Source organism: Modestobacter versicolor (assembly GCF_041028285.1).
Taxonomy (GTDB): domain Bacteria; phylum Actinomycetota; class Actinomycetes; order Mycobacteriales; family Geodermatophilaceae; genus Modestobacter; species Modestobacter versicolor_A.
Map to the genome: position 1 here is coordinate 63,057 of NZ_JABGDB010000007.1, position 23,382 is coordinate 86,438.

At 75.3% G+C, this 23,382-nt stretch carries 24 protein-coding genes, 1 tRNA gene and 1 riboswitch; of the genes, 18 read left to right on the plus strand and 7 right to left on the minus strand.

Annotated features, from left to right (window positions below):
- The first annotated feature begins 16 nt into the window (after nt 1-16).
- The 5 genes from ispD to HL054_RS18965 are packed head-to-tail and all read left to right on the plus strand — an operon-like array spanning nt 17 to nt 3,918.
- The gene (gene ispD, locus HL054_RS18945) at nt 17-676 is read left to right on the plus strand and encodes a 2-C-methyl-D-erythritol 4-phosphate cytidylyltransferase (protein ID WP_369140625.1); all 660 of its coding nucleotides are present in this window, start codon (nt 17-19) and stop codon (nt 674-676) included.
- Nucleotides 673-1,179 (plus strand): 2-C-methyl-D-erythritol 2,4-cyclodiphosphate synthase, encoded by a 507-nt coding sequence (gene ispF, locus HL054_RS18950; protein ID WP_369140626.1) that lies wholly within the window; start codon nt 673-675, stop codon nt 1,177-1,179. The genes ispD and ispF overlap by 4 nt, the downstream gene beginning before the upstream one ends.
- Nucleotides 1,176-2,576, plus strand: coding sequence for a cysteine--tRNA ligase (gene cysS, locus HL054_RS18955; protein WP_369140627.1), 1,401 nt, complete (start codon nt 1,176-1,178; stop codon nt 2,574-2,576). Before ispF ends, cysS begins: the two co-directional genes overlap by 4 nt.
- Entirely contained in the window at nt 2,558-3,541 is a 984-nt protein-coding gene (rlmB, locus tag HL054_RS18960) for a 23S rRNA (guanosine(2251)-2'-O)-methyltransferase RlmB (protein ID WP_369140628.1), read from the plus strand. The genes cysS and rlmB overlap by 19 nt, the downstream gene beginning before the upstream one ends.
- Nucleotides 3,538-3,918: a cupin domain-containing protein gene (locus tag HL054_RS18965; RefSeq protein ID WP_369140629.1), complete on the plus strand. Its 381-nt coding sequence runs from the start codon at nt 3,538-3,540 to the stop codon at nt 3,916-3,918. The genes rlmB and HL054_RS18965 overlap by 4 nt, the downstream gene beginning before the upstream one ends.
- 58 nt (nt 3,919-3,976) lie before the next feature.
- On the opposite strand, the gene HL054_RS18970 is transcribed toward HL054_RS18965, so the two are convergent.
- Both HL054_RS18970 and HL054_RS18975 read right to left on the minus strand, forming a co-directional pair.
- Nucleotides 3,977-5,257 (minus strand): DUF445 domain-containing protein, encoded by a 1,281-nt coding sequence (locus HL054_RS18970; protein ID WP_369140630.1) that lies wholly within the window; start codon nt 5,255-5,257, stop codon nt 3,977-3,979.
- A gap of 76 nt (nt 5,258-5,333) precedes the next feature.
- Complete coding sequence (locus HL054_RS18975; RefSeq protein WP_369140631.1) at nt 5,334-6,773, minus strand: S1C family serine protease; 1,440 nt, start codon at nt 6,771-6,773, stop codon at nt 5,334-5,336.
- A gap of 229 nt (nt 6,774-7,002) precedes the next feature.
- On the opposite strand from HL054_RS18975, the gene HL054_RS18980 reads away from it, so the two are divergent.
- The 4 genes from HL054_RS18980 to HL054_RS18995 all read left to right on the plus strand — a co-directional run bounded on the left by HL054_RS18980 (nt 7,003) and on the right by HL054_RS18995 (nt 8,370).
- A complete protein-coding gene (locus HL054_RS18980) occupies nt 7,003-7,659 on the plus strand; it encodes a hypothetical protein (protein ID WP_369140633.1) in 657 nt (218 codons plus the stop codon).
- 43 nt (nt 7,660-7,702) lie between these two features.
- Nucleotides 7,703-7,987: an SCO4225 family membrane protein gene (locus tag HL054_RS18985; protein WP_369140634.1), complete on the plus strand. Its 285-nt coding sequence runs from the start codon at nt 7,703-7,705 to the stop codon at nt 7,985-7,987.
- Nucleotides 7,988-7,999: 12 nt separating this feature from the next.
- Nucleotides 8,000-8,074, plus strand: a tRNA-Thr gene (locus HL054_RS18990).
- An 86-nt stretch (nt 8,075-8,160) separates the two neighbouring features.
- Entirely contained in the window at nt 8,161-8,370 is a 210-nt protein-coding gene (locus HL054_RS18995; protein ID WP_369140635.1) for a dodecin, read from the plus strand.
- 85 nt (nt 8,371-8,455) lie between these two features.
- Here the strand turns inward: HL054_RS18995 and HL054_RS19000 are convergent, their stop codons facing one another.
- Entirely contained in the window at nt 8,456-8,854 is a 399-nt protein-coding gene (locus HL054_RS19000) for a DUF5313 family protein (protein ID WP_369140636.1), read from the minus strand.
- Nucleotides 8,855-9,033: 179 nt separating this feature from the next.
- Here HL054_RS19000 and rarD point away from each other — a divergent pair, with 179 nt between their 5' ends.
- The 5 genes from rarD (at nt 9,034) to HL054_RS19025 (ending at nt 15,835) form a co-directional block, all read left to right on the plus strand.
- Entirely contained in the window at nt 9,034-9,948 is a 915-nt protein-coding gene (gene rarD / locus HL054_RS19005) for an EamA family transporter RarD (protein ID WP_369140637.1), read from the plus strand.
- A 70-nt stretch (nt 9,949-10,018) separates the two neighbouring features.
- Nucleotides 10,019-10,390, plus strand: coding sequence for a DUF3263 domain-containing protein (locus HL054_RS19010; RefSeq protein WP_369140639.1), 372 nt, complete (start codon nt 10,019-10,021; stop codon nt 10,388-10,390).
- Nucleotides 10,391-10,500: 110 nt separating this feature from the next.
- A complete protein-coding gene (locus tag HL054_RS19015) occupies nt 10,501-12,090 on the plus strand; it encodes a LytR C-terminal domain-containing protein (RefSeq protein ID WP_369140640.1) in 1,590 nt (529 codons plus the stop codon).
- A 47-nt stretch (nt 12,091-12,137) separates the two neighbouring features.
- Entirely contained in the window at nt 12,138-14,963 is a 2,826-nt protein-coding gene (locus tag HL054_RS19020) for an alpha/beta fold hydrolase (RefSeq protein WP_369140641.1), read from the plus strand.
- Nucleotides 14,960-15,835, plus strand: a complete 876-nt coding sequence (locus tag HL054_RS19025; RefSeq protein ID WP_369140642.1) for an ABC transporter permease — start codon at nt 14,960-14,962, stop codon at nt 15,833-15,835. The genes HL054_RS19020 and HL054_RS19025 overlap by 4 nt, the downstream gene beginning before the upstream one ends.
- A 115-nt stretch (nt 15,836-15,950) precedes the next feature.
- Here HL054_RS19025 and HL054_RS19030 read toward each other — a convergent pair whose 3' ends face one another.
- Nucleotides 15,951-16,772 (minus strand): HAD family hydrolase, encoded by an 822-nt coding sequence (locus HL054_RS19030; RefSeq protein ID WP_369140643.1) that lies wholly within the window; start codon nt 16,770-16,772, stop codon nt 15,951-15,953.
- Between the two features lie 59 nt (nt 16,773-16,831).
- A riboswitch (SAM riboswitch) is annotated at nt 16,832-16,960 on the plus strand.
- Between the two features lie 12 nt (nt 16,961-16,972).
- Here HL054_RS19030 and thrC point away from each other — a divergent pair.
- The 3 genes from thrC (at nt 16,973) to groL (ending at nt 20,585) form a co-directional block, all read left to right on the plus strand.
- Nucleotides 16,973-18,274 (plus strand): threonine synthase, encoded by a 1,302-nt coding sequence (thrC, locus tag HL054_RS19035; RefSeq protein ID WP_369140644.1) that lies wholly within the window; start codon nt 16,973-16,975, stop codon nt 18,272-18,274.
- A 193-nt stretch (nt 18,275-18,467) separates the two neighbouring features.
- The gene (locus HL054_RS19040; protein WP_369140645.1) at nt 18,468-18,668 is read left to right on the plus strand and encodes a cold-shock protein; all 201 of its coding nucleotides are present in this window, start codon (nt 18,468-18,470) and stop codon (nt 18,666-18,668) included.
- Between the two features lie 285 nt (nt 18,669-18,953).
- On the plus strand, nt 18,954-20,585 hold the full coding sequence (groL, locus tag HL054_RS19045) for a chaperonin GroEL (protein ID WP_369140646.1): 1,632 nt from the start codon (nt 18,954-18,956) through the stop codon (nt 20,583-20,585).
- 254 nt (nt 20,586-20,839) lie between these two features.
- Here groL and HL054_RS19050 read toward each other — a convergent pair whose 3' ends face one another.
- A complete protein-coding gene (locus tag HL054_RS19050; RefSeq protein WP_369140647.1) occupies nt 20,840-21,220 on the minus strand; it encodes a VOC family protein in 381 nt (126 codons plus the stop codon).
- A 24-nt stretch (nt 21,221-21,244) separates the two neighbouring features.
- On the opposite strand from HL054_RS19050, the gene HL054_RS19055 reads away from it, so the two are divergent.
- A complete protein-coding gene (locus HL054_RS19055) occupies nt 21,245-22,087 on the plus strand; it encodes a DUF72 domain-containing protein (RefSeq protein ID WP_369140648.1) in 843 nt (280 codons plus the stop codon).
- Here HL054_RS19055 and HL054_RS19060 read toward each other — a convergent pair.
- Nucleotides 22,045-23,040: a Gfo/Idh/MocA family protein gene (locus HL054_RS19060; protein ID WP_369140649.1), complete on the minus strand. Its 996-nt coding sequence runs from the start codon at nt 23,038-23,040 to the stop codon at nt 22,045-22,047. The two genes, HL054_RS19055 and HL054_RS19060, sit on opposite strands and share 43 nt — an antisense overlap.
- A complete protein-coding gene (locus HL054_RS19065; RefSeq protein WP_369140650.1) occupies nt 23,037-23,375 on the minus strand; it encodes a hypothetical protein in 339 nt (112 codons plus the stop codon). The genes HL054_RS19060 and HL054_RS19065 overlap by 4 nt, the downstream gene beginning before the upstream one ends.
- Nucleotides 23,376-23,382: the final 7 nt, after the last annotated feature.

The window sequence follows — 23,382 nt, forward strand, 5'->3', positions numbered from 1 at the left end:
CACCCAGACCACTCCCGTGCACGCTGTCGGCATCGTCGCAGCGGCCGGGAGTGGTCTGCGTCTGGGGGCAGAACTGCCCAAGGCGCTGGTCCTGCTCGGCGGGCGGCCGCTGGTCTGCTGGGCGGTCGAGGCGCTGCGCGCCGGCGGGGTCGACGAGGTCGTCGTCGCGGTGCCGGCGCCGCAGCAGGCGGCCTTCACCGCCGTCCTCCCGGACGACGTGCACGTCGTCGTCGGCGGGGACACCCGCACCGCGTCGGTCCGGGCCGCGCTGGCCGCGGCCCGGGAGCACGCCGACGCCGTCCTGGTGCACGACGCCGCCCGGCCGCTGACCCCGCCCGAGGTGGTCGCCCGGGTGCTCGCCGCGCTGGCGGCCGGGGCGGCCGCGGTCGTACCGGTGCTCCCGGTGGTGGACACCACGGTGGTGGTCGACCCCGACGGTCTCGTCACCGGCGACGTCGCCCGCGGGCCGCTGCGGCGGGTGCAGACCCCGCAGGGCTTCGACCGGACGACGCTGGTCGCCGCCTACGCGGCCGCCCACGGGTCGGCCGCCGAGTTCACCGACGACGCGAGCGTGGTCCGCGCCGCCGGCATCCCGGTGCACACGGTGGCCGGCGACGAGCGGGCCGCGAAGATCACCGTCCCGCACGACCTCGCCCTCGCGGAGCTGCAGCTGTGACGGCCCTGCCACGGATCGGCGTCGGCACCGACGTCCACCCGATCGAGCCCGGCCGGGCCTGCTGGCTGGCCGGCCTGGAGTGGCCGGACGCCGACGGCTGCGCCGGGCACTCCGACGGCGACGTGGTCGCCCACGCCCTCACCGACGCACTGCTGTCGGCCGCGGGGCTCGGCGACATCGGCGGACTGCTGGGCACCGACGACCCGCGCTGGGCCGGGGCCCGCGGCGCCGCCGTCCTCGCGCACGTGCGGGAGGTGCTGGCGGCCGCCGGCTGGGAGGTCGGCAACGCCTCGGTGCAGCTGATCGGGAACACCCCGAAGGTCGGTCCCCGGCGTGCGGAGGCCGAGGCGGTGCTCTCCGCGGCGCTCGGCGCCCCGGTCGCCGTGACCGCCACGACCACCGACGGGCTGGGCCTGACCGGGCGGGGCGAGGGCCGGGCAGCGGTGGCCACCGCGCTCGTGGTCCGGAGCACGACCGCCGCGCCCGTAGAATCGGCCCGGTGAGCCTCCGCCTGTACGACACGGCCGCGCGTGCCGTGCGCGACTTCACGCCCCTGCGTGCGGGACGGGTCTCCATGTACGTCTGCGGCCTGACCGTGCAGGGGCCGCCGCACATCGGGCACGTGCGCTTCGCGCTGGCCTTCGACGTGCTGCGCCGCTGGCTGACCCACACCGGCCACGAGGTCACCTACGTCCGCAACGTCACCGACGTCGACGACAAGATCCTGGCCAAGTCGGCCGCGGCCGGCGCGCCCTGGTGGGCGTGGGCCTACGAGAACGAACGGGCTGCGACCCGGGCCTACGAGGTGCTCGGCACGCTGCCGCCGACCTACGAGCCGCGCGCCACCGGGCACGTCCCGGAGATGGTCGAGCTCATCGAGCAGCTGATCGGTCGCGGGCACGCCTACGCCGTGGACGGCGACGTGTACTTCGACGTCCGCTCGTTCGCCGGCTACGGCGAGCTGTCCGGGCAGCGGCTGGCCGAGCTCGAGCCGGCCGCCGACACCGAGACCGACGAGCGCAAGCGCGACCCCCGCGACTTCGCGCTGTGGAAGTCGCACAAGCCCGGCGAGCCGGAGACCGCGTCCTGGCCGACGCCGTGGGGCCGGGGCCGGCCGGGATGGCACCTGGAGTGCTCGGCCATGGCCGAGAAGTACCTGGGGCCGGAGTTCGACGTCCACGGCGGTGGGCTGGACCTGCGCTTCCCGCACCACGAGAACGAGCGTGCCCAGTCCCAGGCCGCCGGGCACGGGTTCGCCCGCTACTGGCTGCACAACGCCTGGGTGACCATGGGCGGCGAGAAGATGAGCAAGTCGCTGGGCAACACCCTGCTGGTCGACGAGGTCGTCCAGCGGGTCCGCCCGGTCGAGCTGCGCTACTACCTCGTCGCGCCGCACTACCGGTCGATGATCGAGTACACCGAGGCGGCGCTGCAGGAGGCGGCCACCGCCTACGGGCGGCTGGAGTCCTTCGTCCGGCGGGCCGCCGAGCGGGTCGGCCCGGACGCCGGCAAGCCGGTGCTCGCCGACGCCTTCTCCGCCGCCCTGGACGACGACCTGTCGACCCCGGCCGCGATCGCCGTCGTGCACGAGACGGTCACCGCCGGCAACACCGCGCTGGCCGCCGACGACGAGGCAGCGGTCGCCGCGGCGCTCGGCTCGGTGCGCGCCATGCTCGACGTGCTCGGCCTCGACCCGCTCGACCCGCACTGGGCCACCGCCGGCGGCGACCGCCTCGCCGGCGTCACCGACGGCCTGGTGCAGCTCGCCCTCGAGCAGCGCACCGCCGCTCGGGCCCGCAAGGACTACGCGTCAGCTGACGCGATCCGGAACCAGCTCGGCGCCCTGGGCGTGCAGGTCGAGGACACCCCCCAGGGCACACGATGGGAGCTGACCAGCTGATGGCCGGCAACAGCCAACGACGCGGCCGCTCGGCCGGCGCCGGGAAGAAGACCGCCACCGCCGGCACCGGCGGCAAGAACCGCCGGTCGCTGGCCGGCCGGGGTGCGACCCCGCCGGCCACGGCGCGGCCGCACCACCCCGCCTACAAGAAGGCCAAGGCCGCCGCGGCCCGCCAGGACAACCGGGCCCGAGTCCAGCGCCGCAACGAGGAGGCGCCGGAGCTGCTGCTCGGGCGCAACCCGGTGCTCGAGGCGCTGCGGGCCGCCATCCCGGCGACCGCGCTGTACGTCGTCACCGGCGACACCACCCGCGGCGGCACCGACGAGCGGATCGCCGAGTCCGTGCAGCTGGCCGCCGACCGCGGGCTGCCGCTGCTCGAGGTGGGCAAGGCCGAGTTCGACCGGATGTCCAACGGGGCGCTGCACCAGGGCATCGGCCTGATGGTGCCGCCCTACGAGTACGCCCACCCGGACGACCTGCTCGACATCGCCCGCGACTCCGGGCGCCCGCCGCTGGTCGTGGCCCTCGACGGGATCACCGACCCGCGCAACCTGGGCGCGATCATCCGCTCGGCGGCGGCCTTCGACGCCCACGGCGTGGTCGTGCCCGAGCGCCGGTCGGTCGGCATGACCGGCTCGGCCTGGCGCACCAGCGCCGGTGCCGCGGCCCGGCTGCAGGTGGCCCGGGCGACCAACCTGGCCCGCGCGCTCGGCTCGTACCAGGACGCCGGGCTGCAGACCATCGGCCTGGCCGCCGACGGGGACATGAGCATCCACGCCTACGACGGGTTCACCGACCCGATCGCGCTGGTCGTCGGCGCCGAGGGCGCCGGGCTGTCCCGGCTGGTGCGGGAGCGCTGCGACGTCGTCCTGTCCATCCCGATCACCAAGGACACCGAGTCGCTCAACGTCAGCGTCGCGGCCAGCATCGCGCTGTTCGCGGCGGCCACCGCCCGCCGGGGATGACCCTGCCCGCCACGGCGGTGCGGCTCGGGCTCGAGCCGCACCCCGAGGGCGGCTGGTACCGGCGCACCTGGACCTCCCCGGCCGCGGCCGGTGACCGGCCGGCGGCGACGGCGATCCTGTTCCTGCTCACCGCGGGGGAGAGCTCCGCCTGGCACCGGGTGGACGCCGACGAGCTGTGGCTCTGGCACGGGCCGGGCAGCCTCACCCTGCGGCTGCGCGACCCGGACGAGGAGCACGTGCTCGGCCCGGACGCCGTCCAGCTGCTGGTGCCGGCCGGGCGCTGGCAGTGCACTGCCCCGGCGGAGGCCGAGGTGCTGGTCAGCTGCGTCGTCTCGCCCGGCTTCCGGTGGAGCGGTTTCCAGCTCGACGCAGGATGAGCCGGCCCACCGCCTGCCGAGCGGGGGCGCGGCGCGGGGCCACGGTCGCCGGAGCGGCTCAGCCGAGCAGCTGGGCCACGGTGTAGATGACCAGGCCGGCCAGGCCGCCGACGACGGTGCCGTTCACCCGGATCCACTGCAGGTCCCGGCCGACCTGCAGCTCGATCCGCCGGCTGGTCTCCTCGGTGTCCCAGCGGGCGACCGTGGTGCCCACGAGCTCGGCGGCGTCGGCGGCGAAGCGCTCGACCGCCCAGCCCGCGCCCCGGCGGGCCTCCCGCTGCACCAGCTCCCGCACGGTCGGGTCGGTCTGCAGCAGCCGCGCCCCGGAGCGGATCAGCCCGACCACCCGGGCGCGCAGCTCGGAGTCCGGGTCGGCGGCCGCGGTGAGCACGCCGTTCTTGGCGGTGGTCCACAGCGACCCGGACCAGGTGCGCACCGCCGGGTGGTCGAGCACCTCGGCCTTGAACTGGTCGACCCGGGCGGCGGTGGCCGGGTCGGTGCGCAGCGCGTGCACGTAGGCCCGCAGCCGGCGGTCGTAGACCTGGCGCACCGCGTGCCCGGGGTCCGCCCCGACCTCGGCCAGGAAGCCGCGCAGCAGCTCGAAGACCTTGTCGAACACCCGGTCGTCGACCCAGTCCGGCACCCAGGCGGGGGAGGCGTCGCCGAGCCGGGCCCGGAACACCAGCCGGTTCTCGGCCAGGAACTCGGCCAGCCCGGTCAGCCCCGCCGACAGCACCTCCTGGTGCCGGTCACCGTCGACGGCGAGCTCGAGCACCCGCGCCAGCCCGGGGGCGGCCGGCGTCTCGCGCAGCTTGCGGTCGACGAAGGCCGACACCGTCTGCTGCACCTCGTCGTCGGCGATGAGGTCGCCGAGTGCGCCCAGCGCGGCCCCGGCGTCACCGGCCAGCCGCTCGGCCCGGCCGGGGGCGGCGAGGAAGTCACCGATCCGGCCCGGGACGTCGACGCCGTCCAGCCGCTCCTCGACCACGGCCCGGGTCAGGAAGTTCTCCTGGACGAAGGTGCCCAGGCTGGTGCCGATCTGGTCCTTCTTGCGCGGGATGATCGCGGTGTGCGGGATCGGCAGCCCGAGCGGGTGCCGGAACAGCGCGGTCACCGCGAACCAGTCGGCCAGCGCGCCGACCATCGACGCCTCCGCGGTCGCGCGGACGTAGCCGACCCAGGCCCCGGACTCCTCGCCGAGCAGCACGCAGGCCAGGAAGACCGCGGCAGCGACCAGGAAGAGGCTGGTGGCCAGCCGCTTCATCTTCGTCAGGTCGCGGGCCCGGGCCGGGTCGTCGAGGGAGCCGGTGAGCGGGACGGTCAGCGGAGGAGCCGGCACCCGACCGAGCCTAGGCGTGCGACGACCCCGGGGCCGCGGGGGTCGGCGCCGGGGTCGTCGGTCGGGGGGCCGCTGCTCAGTCGGAGGTGTCGAGGGTGACGTCGACCTCGGAGCTCTCGCCGTCCCGGCGGACCGTCAGGGTCACGGTGTCGCCGGGCTGGGCGCTGCGCACGGCGGCGGTGAGCTCGGTGGAGGTGGTGACCACCCGGTCGCCGACCGCCGTGATCACGTCGCCGGCCCGGAGGCCGGCGTCCGCGGCGGGCGTGCCGTCCTGCACCGTCACCAGCTGGGCGCCGCTGCCCACCGCGGTCCCGCCGTCGGAGGCGGTGGTGGCCGTGACGCCGAGCAGCGCGTGGGTGGCCGAGCCGGTCTCGATGATCTCCTGCGCGATCCGCTGGGCGGTGTTCGCCGGGATTGCGAAGCCGACGCCGATGTTGCCGCTCTGGCCGGACTGCTGACCGGGCAGGTCGGAGGTGGCCACCGAGGCGATCGCGGTGTTTATGCCCACGACCTCGCCGGCGGCGTTGACCAGCGGGCCCCCGGAGTTGCCCGGGTTGATCGCCGCGTCGGTCTGCAGCGCGTCGATGACGGTCTGCTCCTGGTCCGAGCCGGTGGCCACCGCGCGGTTGGTCGCGCTGATGATGCCGTCGGTGACCGTGTTCGACAGCCCCAGCGGGGCGCCGATGGCCACGGCCAGGTCGCCCACCTGCACGTCGTCGGAGTCGGCGAAGGAGGCCGGGGTCAGGCCGCTGGCGTCCTGCAGCTTCACCACCGCGAGGTCGGAGCTGGGGTCGGTGCCCACGACCGTAGCGGCGTAGAGGGTGCCGTCGGAGGTGCGCACCTGGACGGTCGCCCCGTCGGTCGCGCTGTCCAGGGTGACCACGTGGTTGTTGGTGAGCACGTAGCCGTCGGCGCTCAGCACGACGCCCGAGCCGGACCCCGAGCCGGAGCCGGAGCTCACGTAGAGGGTGACGACGCTGGGCGCGGCGACCGCGGCGGCGGCCGTGGTGCTGGTCGCCCGCTCGGGGTCGGTGATGGTCACCTGCTGCGCGGAGCCGCCGCCGGCGGTGGTCACGGTGTCGTCGTCGGTCAGCGCCATCACCCCGGCGCCGGCGCCGCCCCCGATCAGCGCCGCGCCCACCAGCCCGGCGGCCAGCCCCAGCCGCCAGCGCGCCGGACGGCGGGGGGACTGCGCGGGCTGGAACAGCGGGGGCAGCCCGCCACCGGACGTCTGCTGGCCGTGCAGCTGCTGGTAGCCCGCCGTCCCGTAGCCCGCCGGGGGCCACGGCTGGTGCTGCGGCGGCTGCTGCGGGAACTGCTGGGTCGGCTGCGGCCCCTGCTGCGGGCCCTGCTGCGGGCCCTGCTGCGGGCTCGGCGGGGGGCCGTACTGCGGACCGGACGGGACAGGGGCGGCGGCCGGCGGGAACTGCCCGGTCGGCTGCGCCGTCCACCCGGCGTCCGCGGGTCGGTCGGTGCCCTGCCCGGTCTCGTCGGCCGGGCGGTTGTGCTCAGTCACTGCTGGTCCCTCCCACGTCACGGCGGGCCTTCCCCGTCGCGATGCCACCACTGTGCGCCCGCGGTCTGCCCCGGGACTGGTGGTCCGCTGTGAGTTCGCTGGACGGGTCGCCGCGCCGGATCGGTCGTGCACGACAATCCCCGGGGCGCGTCGTGCGTGATCACGGGCCGGGGTGGGCAGAGCAGGGGCGGCAGGTCCTGCCGCCTCGTCCCCGCTCCGGAGGTTGTCGGTGCCGGCTCGCGCACTCGTCCGTTCCCTCGCCGGTCTGCTGCTGCTCCTGGCCGCCGCCCTCGCCGCCGTCGGGGGCATCTCGCTGGGCGGCTCCGGCGTGGTGGCCGTGGTGCTGGCCGCCGTCGTCGCCGGGTGCCTGGGCGCCGGCATCGCCCGGGACGGCGACTCGCCCCGACCGCGCCAGGCCGCCCTCGACGCCGCGTGGCGCACCGCGGTCGGCACGGTCGGCGTGCTGCTGGTGCTGAGCGGTACCGCCGTGCTGGCCGGCGGCGGGGCGGCCGCACTGCTCGCCGGCGTCGGGCTGGGCGGCACGCTGCTGTGGTGGGCGCTGCGGGCAGCCCGCCAGGACCGGGCCGGCCGGCGCCCGGCGGGGGCCACCGTCGTCCCGCTGCCGACCGCCGGCACCGCACCGGTGGGCAGCCTGTCGGTGCAGGACCTCGGCCGTGAGTGGCTGCGGACGTCGGCGGCGCTCGCGCAGGCGCGCGGGCCGCTGGTCCGGCAGGCGCTGGCCGAGCGGCGCCGCGAGGCGCTGGACGAGCTGGAACGCCGCGACCCGGTGGGCTTCGCGCGCTGGCTGGCCGAGGGCGCGACCGTCGACAGCGACCCCGCGCGCTGGGTCTCCGGCGACCCGGCGGCCGGCTCCGACGCCGCCTGACCCGGCGCCCGTCCCACCGGGGCGGGCAGGGGATGATCACCCCGTGGGACGACGTCACGGCTGGCCGGTGCGGGTGGCCGGGGGCTACGCGCTGGCGGTGCTGCTCACCACGGTGTGGGTGCAGGTGGCCGCCGCGGGGGCCGAGGACGCGAGCCTCGCCGGGGTCTGGCTGATCGCGCTCACCGTCCCCGGTTCGCTGGTCGGTCTGCTCGCCCTGCCCGGGGAACTCGGCTCGCTGCTGGTCTTCACGCTGATCGGGCTGCTGCAGGCCTGGGGCACCTGGTACCTGCTCGAGCGGCTGCGCGCCCGCCGGGCGGGACCCCGGTAACCTCGCCGGGTCGCCCCATTAGCTCAGTGGTAGAGCACTCGCCTTGTAAGCGAAAGGTCGTCCGTTCAATCCGGACATGGGGCTCCACGCCGCGCTCGCGGGCCGCTCGCTGCCGTGCCAGGGTCGGAGGGGACCGCTGCCACCCCGGCAGCCCGACCCCGAGGAGCCCCACCGTGAGCGACCACGTCTACCGGCTGAGCGAGATCGTCGGCAGTTCCCCCACCAGCGTCGACGACGCCATCCGCACCGCCGTGCGCAAGGCGTCGGAGACGGTGCGCAACATCGAGTGGTTCCAGACCTCGGAGATCCGCGGCATGGTCGCCGACGGCGACGTGGCCTACTTCCAGGTCACCATGAAGATCGGCTTCCGCGTCGAGGACTGAGCTGACGCCCGTCGGCGGGCCTCCGTCCCCCCGGGGACGGAGGCCCGGGGTGCGTCCGGGCCCGGACCGGGCTCGCGGCGGCGCCTCAGTCGAAGCTGCCCGAGCCGCCGGAGCGGTACCGGGCCTGCCGCTCCAGCCGTTCGCGCTCGACCCGCTGCTCCCGGCGCTCCGCCGTCGTCCCGGGTGGCCAGCCGGCCTTGACCGCACGGTGCTCGGTCGTCTCGGTCATGTAGGCCACGGAGAAGAGCAGGCCGATCAGCAGCCCGCCGCCGGCCGCGGTGGCCCGGATGCCCAGGTCGAGCGGCGGCACGAGCAGGCACAGGGCGACGACCGGCGCCAGCTGCACCAGCGCCCGGCCGAGGTGCCGGAGCACCCAGGTGCGCCGGGTGACGTCGTCGAGGACCCACGACGACAGCGACCGCGGCAGACCGCCGCCGTAGGCGTACCAGAGCCACTGGGCCGGGTTCGGGCGTCCAGCGTCCACCCCTCAACGGTAGGCGTCCGCGGCCGGTCCCGCGTGGGTCGCGGTCCCGTCCGTCGTCCCCTCGCCCACCGAGGTGGCAGGACGACGGCGCGTGGGGGCCTCAGTCCGGCGGCCGGGGTCCGCCGGCCGGTCGTCCCGGTCTTGAGCCCGGCTCACGACCGGGGGCGTACGGTGCGCCGGTGGACGAACGTCGTGTCGGGGTGTGGGCCGGCCTCGGCGCGTACGTGCTCTGGGGGGTCTTCCCGCTCTACTTCCCGCTCCTCGAGCCCGCCGGCGGGCTGGAGATCGTCGCCCACCGGGTGGTCTGGTCACTGGTCTTCGTCGCCCTGCTGCTGACCGTCGGCCGCGGCTGGTCCCACGTGCGGGCCGCGGTGACCGACCGCCGGACGCTCGGGGTGCTCGCCCTCGCTGCCGTGCTCATCGCCGTCAACTGGCTGGTCTACGTGTTCGCGGTCAACTCCGGGCAGGTCGTCGAGGCCTCGCTGGGCTACTTCATCAACCCGCTGGTCAGCGTGGTGCTCGGGGTCGTGGTCTTCCGCGAGCGGCTGCGCCGGCTGCAGTGGCTCGCCGTCGGCATCGCGGTGCTGGCCGTCGTCGTGCTGACCGTCGACCACGGGCGCCCGCCGTGGATCGCGCTCACCCTGGCCGTGAGCTTCGGCCTGTACGGCCTGATGAAGAAGGTCGTCCGGGTCGACGCGGTGCCCGGGCTGCTCGTGGAGACCGCGGTGGTCTTCGTGCCCGCGCTCGTGGTGATCGGGGTGCTGACGGGCTCCGGCGACGCGGCGTTCGGTGCCGAGGGCCCCGGCAACGCCGCCCTCCTGGTGAGCACCGGGCTGGCCACCGCCGTCCCGCTGCTGCTGTTCGCGGCCGCCGCCAGCCGGGTGCCGCTGTCGACGGTCGGCCTGCTGCAGTACGTCACCCCGCTGATGCAGCTGTCGATCGGCGTCTTCGTCTACGACGAGCCGATGCCGCCCGCCCGGCTGGCCGGGTTCGCGATCGTCTGGGTCGCGCTGGCGGTCTTCACCGTCGACAGCCTGCGGAACGCGCACAGCGCTCGGCGGGCCGCAGCGGTGCCGGTGCCGGCCGCGACGTGACCCCCCGATCGTCGGTACCTCGGACTACCGTCGTGTAACTACACGGACGTGATCGGAGGAGGCACAGGCGATGAGCAGCGACACCGCGCGGACCGCCCCACCGGCGCGGGACGGCGACGACGCCGGTGCGCCGCCGGCGACCTCCGCCGTGACGGCTGGGGCGCACGGGGACGGCGCGACGGTGGGCCTGCCCGCACGGGAACGCGACATGCTGGCCTTCGAGCGCCAGTGGTGGCGGTTCCCCGGGGCCAAGGAGACCGCGATCCGGGAGCGCTTCGGGATCTCGCCGACCCGCTACTACCAGGTGCTCAACGCCCTGGTCGACCGCCCCGAGGCCCTCGCCGCCGACCCGCTGCTGGTCCGCCGGCTGCGCCGGATGCGGGCGGCGCGCCAGCGGCAACGCTCCGGCCGGGTCCTGGGCAGCGACCCCTCGCGCGGCTAGCCTCTCTCACTGTGGGGAGGCATGCGCAATCAGGCGGTGACGGAGGTCAGGCCCAGCCGACCCCGCCGGGCGATCGGCGCCGGATGGACGGGCGCCGCGACGCCGCCCCCGTGACCGACCGGCCCGTCCCGGCCGGCTCCGGTCCCCGCCGTCCGACCACCACCACCGCGACCGACGTCGCGCCCGCCCGCCAGGCCGGCCCCGAGTCCGACGGCGCGATGACGATGCCGCGGCCCAGCCGGGCCGACCGCCGCCGCGAGGGCCTGCTGCCCTCCGGTGAGGACCCGCTGGTCCGCCGCCTCCCGGCCCGTCCCGCCGGTGGTCCGCCGCCCGGTGCCGGCCGTCGCCGCACCGACGTCGACCCCGGGGCCGCGCCGGGACGTCCGCCGGCCACCGGTGAGCGCCGGCGGCTGCCCGCCGCCCAGGCCCCGACCGCGTCGGTCCCGAACGGGGCGTCGGCGATCACGTCGTCACCGATCACGTCGTCACCGGTCACGTCCTCGCCGGGGGCGCCGGTGGCCGTGCCGTCCCGGCCGTCGCCGTCGCCCCGCCCGGCCCTCGGTCAGGCCGCCCCGGCGTCCTCCGGTCGGGTGCTCTCCGGTCCGGTGCCCTCGGGGCCGATGACCACGGCGGCCCCGGCCGCCACCACCGGCCGCGCCACGCCCCCGCCGGCCCGCCCCGAGCACCCGTCCGCCCCGCTCCCTGGCCTGCGCGCCGAGCTCGCCCCGCAGACCACCGGCATGCCCGGCTGGGCCTCGGAGCCCGCGCCGCCGGCGCCCTCGGACCACCTGACCCAGCGCGTCTCCACCGCAGCGCCGGCCGATTCCCCGTGGGGCGCGGCGGCCGCCGGGTCCGCGGTGCCGGCCGGGGCGGCGCAGGCCCCCGCCCGCGCTCAGCGGGCCCCCGTCCGTCCGGCGTCCGCCCCGCCGCCGCTGCCCCCGCTGGGGAACGGCGCGTCCCGGGCCCCGGTCGAGGACCCGGCGCCCGGGTCGTCCGCGGCGCCGGAGCGGCCGCGGAAGAAGGTCGACGTCCCGGTGGGCGGCCGGGCCGCCGCCCGGATCGAGCGCCAGGCGGCCGAGGCCGCGCAGAAGAAGTCCGGCCGCAAGGTCGGCCCGCCGCCGGTGCCCGCCGGCCCGGCGTCCCGCGGCCCCGGCCGGCCCGAGCAGGCCGACGGCCCGCCCGCCGGCGAGCACCACGCCCCCCGCCGCGTCGTGCAGGCGCTCGTCGCGGTCGTCGTCGTCGCGGTGGCCGTGCTGGGCTTCTGGTCGTTCACCGCGCCGGAGACCACCGAGACCTCGACGCAGACGCCGGCCACCAACGCGGCTCCGGAGCCGAGCGCCGCGGCCCCGCCGGTGCAGGAGACCGTCGCGCCCGCACCCGAGGTCGCCCCGGCGCCGGTGGTCCCGGTGCGGGCGCCGATCACGGTGCTGAACAGCACCAGCATCAACGGCCTCGCCGCCGACGTCGGGAACGCCTTCACCGGCGGTGGCTGGGAGGTCACCAGCACCGGCGCGTCACCGGTCGAGGACGTCGCGACCACCACCGTCTACTTCACCGAGGGCGACACGGTGCAGCAGCAGGCGGCCACGCAGCTGGTCGAGCAGTTCCCCGACGTCTCCGGTCCGGTGCCGCGCTACTTCGAGGTCGACGAGGCCACGCCGGGCCTGGTCGTGGTCGCCACCGGCAACTGGCGGCCCTGACCCGCCGCGTGCGGAACCACTGCACGGCCCCGTCCGTTGCCGCCTCCGTGCGCACCGCCCGAGCGAGGACCCCCGCGGTCGCGCTGCTGACCCTGCTCCTCGCCCTCGGCACGCTGCTCGCCGCCGTCCCGGCCCGGGCGGCGGAGGCCGTCACCACGGAGCAGCAGCGGGTGCCCTCCGGCCAGGGTGCCGACGCCGTCGAGCTGGACACCACCGTCTACGTGCCCTCGTCGGCCACCGCCGACGACCCCGCGCCCGCGGTGCTGCTCGCCCACGGCTTCGGCGGCAGCAAGGACTCCGTCGCCGACGAGGCCGAGGCCCTGGCCGCGCGGGGGTACGTCGTGCTGGCGTGGTCGGCCCGCGGCTTCGGTGCCAGCACCGGGCAGATCGGCCTGGACGACCCGCGCTACGAGGTGGCCGACGCCAGCACCCTGGTCGACCTGCTCGCCACCCGGGACGACGTCGAGCTGGACGCCGCGGGCGACCCGCGGGTCGGCATCGCGGGCGCCTCCTACGGCGGCGCGCTCGCGCTGCTCGCCGCGGCCTACGACGACCGGGTCGACGCGATCGCGCCGCAGATCACCTGGAACTCGCTGACCACCGCGCTCTTCCCCGACCAGGCCGGCATCGAGGGTGCCGCCGACACCCCGGCGGCGACCCCGCGCACCGGGGACACCGGGGTGTTCAAGCGCCTGTGGTCCGGGCTCTTCTTCGGGGTCGGGTCGGTGCCCACCGGCGACGGCCTGCTCGGGGGCCTCACCGGCGCCGACGGTGCCGCCCCGACCGCCCCGGACCTGTCCGACGTCGACCCGGCGGCGGTCACCCAGGCGCTGACCTGCGGCCGGTTCCGCGCCGACATCTGCGCGGCCTACCAGTCGGCCGCCGCGAGCGGGACGCTCACCCCCGAGGTGGCGGCCGTGCTCGACCGCAGCAGCCCGGCCGGCGTGCTGGACCGGGTCACCGCGCCCACGCTGCTGGTGCAGGGCACCCAGGACTCGCTGTTCGGGCTGGGGGAGGCCGACGCGAACGCCCGCGGCATCGCCGCGAACGGCACCGAGGTCAAGGTGGTCTGGTACGCCGGCGGGCACGACACCTCCGCCGCCGAGCGGGTCACCGGCGAGCTGCGCGACGAGGTCGCCGGCTGGTTCGACCACCACCTGCGCGGCACCGGCCCGGACCCCGGCACCGGCTTCAGCTACCCGGAGCCGACCGGGCTGGGCGGCGGCATCGGCAGCGTGCAGGGCGGCACCCAGACGGTCGAGGTCGGCGGGTACCCCGGCCTGCGCGGCGACCCGGTGCGCCGCACCGACGTGCCGGTCGAGGGCGCCGTCCAGCCGGTGGTGAACCCGGCCGGTGGCAGCCCCGCCGGGCTGTCCACGCTGCCCGGCCTCGGCTCGGTCACCGCGGCCCTGGGCGGGGCGACGCTGGAGATCCCGGGCCAGTCCGCCGTCTTCGACAGCGCCGAGCTCACCGAGGCCCTGGACGTCGTCGGCGCCGCGACGGTGACCCTGGAGGTGGCCGCGCCCAGTGGCAGCGCCACGCTGTTCGCCAAGCTCTACGACGTCGCCCCCGACGGGACGACGACCCTGCCCAGCGGGCTGGTGGCGCCGCTGGCGCTGACCGGGCTGTCCGCCGACCCGGCCACGCCGACCGAGGTGCCGGTGACGCTGCCGGCGATCGTGCACCGCTTCGAGGTGGGGCACACCCTGCGCCTGCAGGTCTCCACCACCGACCAGGCCTTCGCGCTGCCGGTCACGGCCGCCGTCGACAGCGTCGGCCTGGCCGGGGGCACGTCGCTGTCCGTGCCGCAGGTGCCCGGGTCGGTGCAGGCCGCGGCGGGCTCCGCCCGGTGGTGGGTGCTGCTGGCAGTGCTCGCCGCGCTGGCCCTGCTCGGCTGGCTGGCCGCCCGGCTGCTCGGCCGGCGCCGCAGCGCGCGGATGTCGGTGGCCTCGGCCGACGGCGAGGACGTGCCGCTGCGCTTCACCGGGGTGACCAAGGCCTACAAGGACGGCTTCGTCGCCGTCCGCGACCTCTCCTTCGAGGTGCGCCGCGGTCAGGTGCTCGGCCTGCTGGGGCCCAACGGCGCCGGCAAGACGACGTCCCTGCGGATGCTGATGGGGCTGATCCGGCCGACCGAGGGCCGGATCGAGGTCTTCGGGCACGCCGCCGGACCGGGCGCTCCGGTGCTGTCCCGGCTCGGCTCGTTCGTCGAGGGCACCGGCCTGCAGCCGCACCTGTCCGGCCGGGACAACCTCACCCTGTACTGGGCGGCCACCGGCCGGCCCGCCGCGGACGCCCACCTCGAGGAGGCGATCGAGGTCGCCGGGCTCGGGACGGCGCTGGACAAGCCGGTGCGCAGCTACAGCCAGGGCATGCGCCAGCGGGTGGCGATCGCCCAGGCGATGCTCGGCCTGCCCGACCTGCTGGTGCTCGACGAACCGACCAACGGGCTGGACCCGCCGCAGATCCACGCCATGCGCGACGTGCTGCGCTCCTACGCCGAGACCGGCCGCACGGTGATCGTCTCCAGCCACCTGCTCAGCGAGATCGAGCAGACCTGCAGCCACGTCGTCGTCATGGCCCGCGGGCAGAAGATCGCCCAGGGGACCGTGGAGGAGATCGTCGGCACCGGGGGAGCGGTGCTGATCGGGCTCGCCGACGGCGCCGACGCCGACCGCGCCGTCGAGCTGCTGGCCGCGCTGCCCGGCACCGGTCCGGTGGAGCGCACCGAGGAGGGGCTGGTCGTCGACCTGGGGGAGACCAGCCGGGCCCGCGCGCTCACCGTGCTGGTCGGCGCCGGCATCGCCGTGGACCAGCTCTCGCCGCGTCGGCGGCTGGAGGACGCGTTCCTGTCGTTGGTGGGGGAGTCATGAGCACGTCCACCGGGTCCGCCGGGTCGACCGGCGCCGCCGCCGGCTACCGCCCGGAGCGCACGCTCCGGCTCGGCGTCGAGCTCCGCCGGCAGTTCAAGCGGCGCCGCACCCTCGGCGTCCTCGCGCTCATGGCCGCGCTGCCGCTGATCCTGATCGGCGCCCTGCAGCTGGGCGGTGCCGAGGAGGCGGAGGAGAACAGCCGGGTCAACCTGGTCGACGTCGCGACGGCGAGCGGGCTGAACCTGACGCTGTTCGTCCTGTTCGCCACCACCGGCTTCTTCCTGGTGGTCGTCTTCGCGCTGTTCTTCGGCGACACGGTGGCCAGCGAGGCCTCGTGGGGGTCGTTGCGCTACGCCCTGGCCACCCCGGTGCCGCGGGCCCGGCTGCTGCGGCAGAAGTGGCTGGCGGCGCTGGTCCTGTCGGTGGGCGCGATGGTCCTGCTGGTGCTCGTCGCCGTCGTCGCGGGCGGCCTCGCCTACGGCTTCGGCGACGTCCAGACACCGCTCGGGGTGGCGCTGGAGCAGGGGACGGCGATGGTGCGGCTGGTCGGCATGGTCGGCTACCTCGCCGTCCACCTGCTCGTCGTCGGCACGCTGGCGTTCTGGCTGTCGACGGTGACCGACGCCCCGCTGGCCGCGGTCGGCGGCGCGGTGTTCACCACCGTGGTGTTCGCGGTGCTGGAGCAGGTGGAGCAGCTCGGCGGCATCCGCGACTGGTTCCCGACCGCGTTCAACTACGCCTGGACCGACCTGCTGCAGAGCCAGTTCGACTCCGGTGACCTGTTCCGCGGCGTCGTCCAGGGGCTGGCCTGGTCGGCGCTGTTCACCGCGCTCGCCTTCCGCGCCTTCGCCCGCAAGGACGTGACGTCGTAGCCGAGGCGTTGATCAGGTGACCTGATCAAAGGGTGTCCTCCCGCACCGACGCTGGTGCGGGAGGACGGCCTTCGACCAGGGGACCTGATCCAGAGCCGGCGAAGGCGGCGGCGGGCTACAGGCTGGCGAGGACGGCCTGGGCCCAGCCCTCGCCCATCGCGGCGTCGGTCACCGCGGCGTTGGGGACGGCGGCCAGCCGGTCGCCCATCCCGCTCACCGCGGCGCCGTTGGCGGTCACCCACAACCGGCCGACCGCAGGCGCCATCTCCAGGTCGCTGACGCTGTCGCCCACGGCGACGGCGTCCTCGGCGGTGAGCCCGCGGCGGGCGAGGTCCCAGCTGATCGCGTTGCCCTTGGAGATCCCGCGCGGCATCAGGTGGTAGACGTGCGGGGGCAGGGCGTCGGCGGCCAGCGTCATCCGCGGGGTCGCCGGCACCGCGCCGTTGTCGTTGAGGGTCAGCCAGCCCCAGCCCCGCTCGGCCAGCCAGCCGTCGACCGCCGCGGCGTCCACCCGGCCGCGCAGCAGCGCGTCGGCGGAGTGCGCGGTGTGCCAGGGCTCGTGCCACTCCAGCCGTCCCGGGTGGGCCGCGACGAGCTGGTCGACCACGCCGAGCTCGGCCATCACCGCCATCGGCGTGCGTCCGGCGAACTCCGCGGGCAGCTCACCGGTGAGCAGGTGGGTCTCCCGGCCGCCGGCCCAGCTGACCAGGGAGCCGAGCTCGGAGATCGCGCCGTCCGCGGCGAAGATCCGGGCCGCCTCCAGCAGCTGGGCGTGCGTCCGGCCGCTGACCAGCACCAGGGCCGCGCCGGACCGGTGCAGGGCCAGCAGCGCCTCGGCCGGGGTCGGGGTCAGCCCGCGATCGGCGGTGTGCCAGAAGGAGCCGCGGGGGCCGACCATCGTGCCGTCGAGGTCGGTGTAGACGATGCGCGTGGCCACACGCCCCATCCTGCCGGTGGCCGCCGCGGCGGACCGGTCCAGGTAGGCTGACCGAGTTCCACTCATCCAGAGGGGCAGAGGGACACGGCCCGATGAAGCCCCGGCAACCGCCGTCTGCGCGCATGCGCAGCGGGAGGTGCCAATTCCGTCCCGCGCGGCTCGACGGCCCGGCGCGGGGAAGATGAGGAGGTAGTCGTCGAATGACCATGACCGCTCCCGGCTCCGCCCAGGCAGACGTCACCGCTGGTGGGCCCGTCCCGCCGAACCCCGCCCGTGGGCTGGTGTGCCGCAACTGCGGCGCCACCTTCGGCCTGATCGCCGAGCACGCCTGCGCCGAGTGCTTCGGCCCGCTCGAGGTCGACTACGACCCCGCGCTGATGCGGGCGGTGACCCGCGAGCAGATCGAGGCCGGCCCGCAGAACATCTGGCGCTACGCCGCCCTGTTGCCGGTCGGGCAGGACCCGGCGTCCCGGGTCACCCTCGACCCCGGCATGACGCCGCTGGTGCGCGCCGACCGGCTCGCCGCCGAGCTCGGCCTCACCGGCGGGCTGTGGGTCAAGGACGACTCGGCCAACCCCACCCACTCCTTCAAGGACCGGGTGGTCAGCCTCGCCGCCACCGCGGCCAAGGGCTTCGGCTACGCCAAGATCGCCTGCGCCTCGACCGGCAACCTGGCCAACTCCGTGGCCGCCCACGCGGCGCGGATGGGGCTGCCCTCCTACGTGTTCGTGCCCAGCGACCTGGAGCCCGGCAAGATCACCCAGTCGGCGGTCTACGGCCAGGCGCTCATCGCCGTCGACGGCAGCTACGACGACGTCAACCGGCTGACCAGCGAGCTCGCCGAGACCGACGAGTTCGAGGACACCGCCTTCGTCAACCAGAACGTGCGGCCGTACTACGCCGAGGGCTCCAAGACGGTGGGCTACGAGATCGCCGAGCAGCTCGGCTGGCGCATCCCGGCCCAGGTGGTCATCCCGATGGCGTCGGGCTCGCTGCTCACCAAGGTCGACAAGGCCTGGCGCGAGCTGGTCGCCGCCGGCATCGTCGAGGACACCGGCTGGAAGGTCTTCGGCGCCCAGTCGGCCGGCTGCGACCCGATCGCGACCGCCTTCGACAACGGCTGGGACGTCGTCAAGCCGGTCAAGCCCACCGGCATCGCCAAGTCGCTGAACATCGGCAACCCCGCCGACGGCCCCTACGCGCTGGACGCCATCCGGCGCACCGGCGGCTCGGTCGGCCGGGTCGGCGACGACGAGATCGTGGCCGGCATCCGCGACCTGGCCCGGACCACCGGGGTCTTCGCCGAGACAGCCGGTGGCGTGACCACCGCGGTGCTGCGCCAGCTGGTGGAGAGGGGCCTGGTCGACCCCGCCCAGGAGGTCGTCGTCCTCAACACCGGCGAGGGCCTGAAGACCCTCGACCCGCTGCTGCCGGTCGTCGGTCCCTCGCACCACGTGCAGCCGTCGCTGTCCTCGCTCCGCGAGGCCGGCCTCATCGCCTGAGCGGGGCCGGGGCGCCCGCGACACGCGCGGCGTCCCGCCCCGGGGTGGCCGGCGCGTCGGGGCGGTGACCTGCGACACCTCCTGCGGTACCGTTCCGCGCGGTTCGAGTTCCACGTTCGTGCTCACGGGCGGAAGAGCGAGACCCGGCCGCCGACCAGGGGCGGCCGTCCGCCGCACGAACGTGGGAGCGCACGTGGCACAGGGCACCGTGAAGTGGTTCAACGCCGAGAAGGGCTTCGGCTTCATCGCCGTCGACGGCGGCCAGGACGTATTCGTCCACTACTCGGCCATCCAGATGGACGGCTACAAGAGCCTCGACGAGGGCCAGCGGGTCAGCTTCGAGGTCGTCCAGGGCGAGAAGGGCCCGCAGGCCGACGCCGTCCGCAGCGCCTGACCTGCCCGCCCTCGAGGCCCGGTCCCCTGCGGGGGACCGGGCCTCGCTGCGTCTCCGGAGCCGGCGTCCGACCGGCGGGAACAAGCCCCCACGGCCCCCCGTTCTTGCACTCGCACAGGGCGAGTGCCAGACTCATCTCTGGCACTCATGCCTGTCGAGTGCCAACCAGGTCGGAACGGTGAGGTACTGGCACGTGGGCCGCAGGAGCGTCCACGGCGCGGGTGCCGTCCGTCGCGGGCACCGGACCCGGCCGTGCAGCGATCCACGCTCGGAGGACATCACCACATGGCCAAGATGATCGCGTTCAACGAAGAGGCGCGCCGCGGACTCGAGCGAGGGATGAACACCCTCGCCGACGCCGTCAAGGTGACCCTCGGCCCCCGTGGCCGGAACGTCGTGCTGGAGAAGAAGTGGGGTGCCCCCACCATCACCAACGACGGTGTGAGCATCGCCAAGGAGATCGAGCTCGAGGACCCGTACGAGAAGATCGGGGCCGAGCTCGTCAAGGAGGTCGCCAAGAAGACCGACGACGTCGCGGGTGACGGCACCACCACCGCCACCGTGCTCGCCCAGGCCCTCGTCCGCGAGGGGCTGCGCAACGTCGCCGCCGGCGCCAACCCGATGGCCCTGAAGAAGGGCATCGAGAAGGCCGTCGCCTCGGTCTCCGAGTACCTCCTGTCGACCGCCAAGGACGTCGAGACCAAGGAGCAGATCGCGGCCACCGCCTCGATCTCCGCCGCGGACCCGGCCATCGGCGAGCTCATCGCCGAGGCGATGGACAAGGTCGGCAAGGAAGGCGTCATCACCGTCGAGGAGAGCAACACCTTCGGCCTCGAGCTCGAGCTCACCGAGGGCATGCGCTTCGACAAGGGCCACCTGTCGGCCTACTTCGTCACCGACACCGACCGCATGGAGACCGTGCTCGACGACCCGTACATCCTGGTCGTCAACTCGAAGATCTCCACGGTCAAGGACCTGCTCCCGCTGCTGGAGAAGGTCATGCAGTCGGGCAAGCCGCTGGCGATCATCGCCGAGGACGTCGAGGGCGAGGCCCTCGCGACCCTGGTGGTCAACAAGATCCGTGGCACCTTCAAGTCGGTCGCCGTCAAGGCCCCCGGCTTCGGTGACCGCCGCAAGGCCATGCTGGCCGACATCGCCATCCTCACCGGTGGCCAGGTCATCAGCGAGGAGGTCGGCCTCAAGCTCGACAACGCCGACCTGTCGCTGCTGGGCCGCGCCCGCAAGTTCGTCACCACCAAGGACGAGACGACGATCATCGAGGGCGCTGGTGACGCCGAGCAGATCCAGGGCCGCGTCAACCAGATCCGCGCCGAGATCGAGAAGTCGGACTCCGACTACGACCGCGAGAAGCTGCAGGAGCGGCTGGCCAAGCTGGCCGGCGGCGTCGCGGTGATCAAGGCCGGGGCTGCCACCGAGGTGGAGCTCAAGGAGCGCAAGCACCGCATCGAGGACGCGGTGCGCAACGCCAAGGCCGCCGTCGAGGAGGGCATCGTCGCCGGTGGTGGCGTCGCCCTGGCGCAGGCCACCACGGTCGCGTTCGAGAAGCTCGACCTCGAGGGTGACGAGGCGACCGGTGCCAACATCGTGCGCGTCGCGCTCGAGGCCCCGCTGAAGCAGATCGCCATCAACGCCGGCCTCGAGGGCGGCGTCGTGGCGGAGAAGGTCCGCAACTCCGAGACCGGCTGGGGCCTCAACGCCGCCACCGGCGAGTACGTGGACCTGATCGCGGCCGGCATCATCGACCCGGCCAAGGTCACCCGCTCGGCGCTGCAGAACGCCGCCTCCATCGCGGCGCTCTTCCTCACCACCGAGGCCGTCATCGCCGACAAGCCGGAGAAGAACGCCCCGGCCATGGCCGGTGGCGGCGACGGCGGCATGGGCGGCATGGACTTCTGAGTCCGCCCGTCAGCCTCGGCTGACACTGCACCACCAGCACTGCCCGGCAGGGGCGGTCCGCTCATTGCGGGCCGCCCCTGTCGGCGTCCCGCCCCCGTCCACCCGTGGGAAGACGCGCGAAACCGCGCGTGGGAAGGCGCGCGAAACCGCGCGTGGGAAGGCGCGCGAAACCGCGCGTGGGAAGGCGCGCGAAACCGCGTGTGGGAAGGCGCGCGAAAGCGCGCGTGGGAAGGCGTGGGAAAGCGCGCGGTGGGTCAGTCCGGGGGGTGCACGCAGAACTCGTTGCCCTCGGGGTCGGCGAGCACGTCCCAGCTGACCAGTCCGGCGTCGTGGTCGGAGGAGCCGACGTCGTCCCGGCGCCGGAGCAGGGTGGCGCCCAGCGCCAGCAGCGCCTCGGTGTCCCCGGTGACGTCCAGGTGCATGCGGTTCTTCACCGTCTTCGGCTCCGCGACCGGGTTCACCCAGATGCCGGGGCCGGCACCGGTGGGGTCGACCAGCGGGATCGGCCAGCCCGGCTCCCAGCCCGGCCGCTCGGCCCGCTGGTAGCCCATCGCCGCGCACCACCAGTCGGCGAGCGCCTGGTGGTCGACGGCGTCCAGGCAGAGGTCCAGGAAGCGGACGGGGGAGTCGGCCATGGCCGAGGAGGGTAGGCGGCCGTCGTGACCGTGACCATCGGGACGTCGGGGTGGCAGTACCGCGACTGGCGGGGCCGTTTCTACCCGCCGGCGCTGCCGCAGCGGCTGTGGCTGGAGCACCACGCCGCCCACTTCGCCACCGTGGAGAGCAACAACGCCTTCTACCGGCTGCCCGAGCAGACGACGTTCGAGAAGTGGCGGGAGCGGACCCCGGCGGACTACCGGTGGGCGGTGAAGGCCAGCCGCTTCCTCACCCACCTCAAACGGCTGCGCGATCCGGAGGAGCCGGTCGCCCGGCTGATGGAGCGGGTGGCCGGCCTCGGCGACCGGCTGGACGTGGTGCTGCTGCAGCTGCCGCCGACGCTCCAGGCCGACACGGACCTGCTCAGCGTGTGCCTCGCCCAGTTCCCGGCCGGCACCCGGGTCGCCGTCGAGCCGCGGCACGAGAGCTGGTGGACCGACGACGTCCGGGCGCTGCTCGAGCGCTACCAGGCCGCGCTGTGCTGGGCCGACCGCGCCGAGCAGCCGATCGCGCCGCTCTGGCGCACCGCCGAGTGGGGCTACCTCCGGCTGCACACCGGGGCGCAGGGCTGGGGCTACCGACCGGAGACGCTGCAGCTGTGGGCGGAGCGGATCGCGGACACCTATGGCGACGACGACGTCGCCGTCTACTTCAACAACGACCCCGGCGGCGCGGCCACGGTCGACGCGGTCACGTTCGCCGGCGCCGTCCGGGCCACCGGCCGCGCCCACACCCGGGTGCCCACCACGGCCCAGGCCGACGGCACCGCCTGGCCGCCGAAGCCACCGCCCAAGCAGCCCCGTCAGAGGACGGTGGCGTCCTCGGCGAAGGACACGCCCAGCTGACCGGCAGCGTCCTCGAGCACCCGCTGGACGGCGAGGGTGTCGGCCAGCGGCATCACCGCGCTCTCGCGGCGTCCGGCGCGCAGGCACTCGCCGACCTCGGCGAGCTCGTGCGCGTAGCCGGCGCCGAGCTGCGGCAGGGTGATCTCCTCGGGCTCGGCGCCGTCCCGGTGCAGCACGATCGTCTGCGGGTGGTGGAACCGCGGCAGCACGTCGATCCAGCCGGCCGTGCCGAACACCCGGGCCTGGCCGGGCAGCGCGTTGCGCAGCGAGGTCATCAGCGTCGCCGAGCGGCCGTCGGCCCAGCCCAGCAGCAGCGAGACCTCGGCGTCGACACCGGTCTCGAACGTCGAGCCGGTGGCGGTGACGGTGTCCGGGTCGCCGAGCAGCATCTGGGCGAAGGAGACGACGTAGACGCCGAGGTCGAGCAGTGCGCCGCCGCCGAGCTCCCGGGCGAAGAGCCGGTCGGTGGGGTCGAAGTCGCGCTGCACGCCGAGGTCGGCCTGCACCGAGCGGACCTCGCCGACGGCGCCCTCGGCGACCAGCTCCCGCAGCCGGACGACGGCCGGCTGGAACCTGGTCCACATCGCCTCCATGGCGAACACGCCGGTCTGCCGGGACAGGTCGGCGACCTCGGTCGCGCCGGCCACGGTGGCGGTGAACGCCTTCTCGACCAGCAGCGCCTTGCCCGCCCGCAGCGCCGCCAGCGACACCGCGTGGTGCTGCGGGTGCGGGGTGGCGACGTAGAGCACGTCGACGTCGGGGTCGGCCAGGATGTCGGCGTAGGAGCCGTGCGCCCGCTCGATGCCGTGCCGGCCGGCGAAGTCCTGCGCGCGGTCCAGCGAGCGGGAGGCGACCGCCACCGCGCGGGCACCCTCGACGACGGCGAAGTCGGCCACCACCTTCTCGGCGATGCGGCCCGGCCCCACGACTCCCCAGCGGATCTCCTCGGTCACGCCCCAGACGCTAGCGGGGAGCCGAAGCGGAGCAGGTTGCCGTCCGGGTCGACGTGGCTGCCCTCGCGCACGTGCCAGGGGCGGTCGGCGGGCTCGGTCGTCCCGGGGCCGGCCCACGCGGCCGCCACCGCGTCGGCGTCGGGCACGTGCAGGAACACCTCCGCGCCCCCGCCGTCCGGGTCGACCGCCAGGTGCAGCTCGAGCCCGGACCAGGTGGCGTACCCGTAGCTGTCGTCATGCCGGCTCGTCGCGAAGCCGAGGGCCGCGTAGTGGGCCAGGGCCCGGTCCAGGTCGGCCACCGGCAGCACGGGCGAGGCGCGCACGTCAGAGGTCATGCAGGCA

Coding starts and splice junctions, on each gene's coding strand:
- HL054_RS19065 (WP_369140650.1), bottom strand. CDS start 23,375: ATGACCTCTGACGTGCGCGCCTCGCCCGTGCTGCCGGTGGCCGACCTG.
- rlmB (WP_369140628.1), top strand. CDS start 2,558: ATGGGAGCTGACCAGCTGATGGCCGGCAACAGCCAACGACGCGGCCGC.
- HL054_RS19025 (WP_369140642.1), top strand. CDS start 14,960: ATGAGCACGTCCACCGGGTCCGCCGGGTCGACCGGCGCCGCCGCCGGC.
- HL054_RS19010 (WP_369140639.1), top strand. CDS start 10,019: ATGAGCAGCGACACCGCGCGGACCGCCCCACCGGCGCGGGACGGCGAC.
- thrC (WP_369140644.1), top strand. CDS start 16,973: ATGACCATGACCGCTCCCGGCTCCGCCCAGGCAGACGTCACCGCTGGT.
- HL054_RS18965 (WP_369140629.1), top strand. CDS start 3,538: ATGACCCTGCCCGCCACGGCGGTGCGGCTCGGGCTCGAGCCGCACCCC.
- groL (WP_369140646.1), top strand. CDS start 18,954: ATGGCCAAGATGATCGCGTTCAACGAAGAGGCGCGCCGCGGACTCGAG.
- HL054_RS19050 (WP_369140647.1), bottom strand. CDS start 21,220: ATGGCCGACTCCCCCGTCCGCTTCCTGGACCTCTGCCTGGACGCCGTC.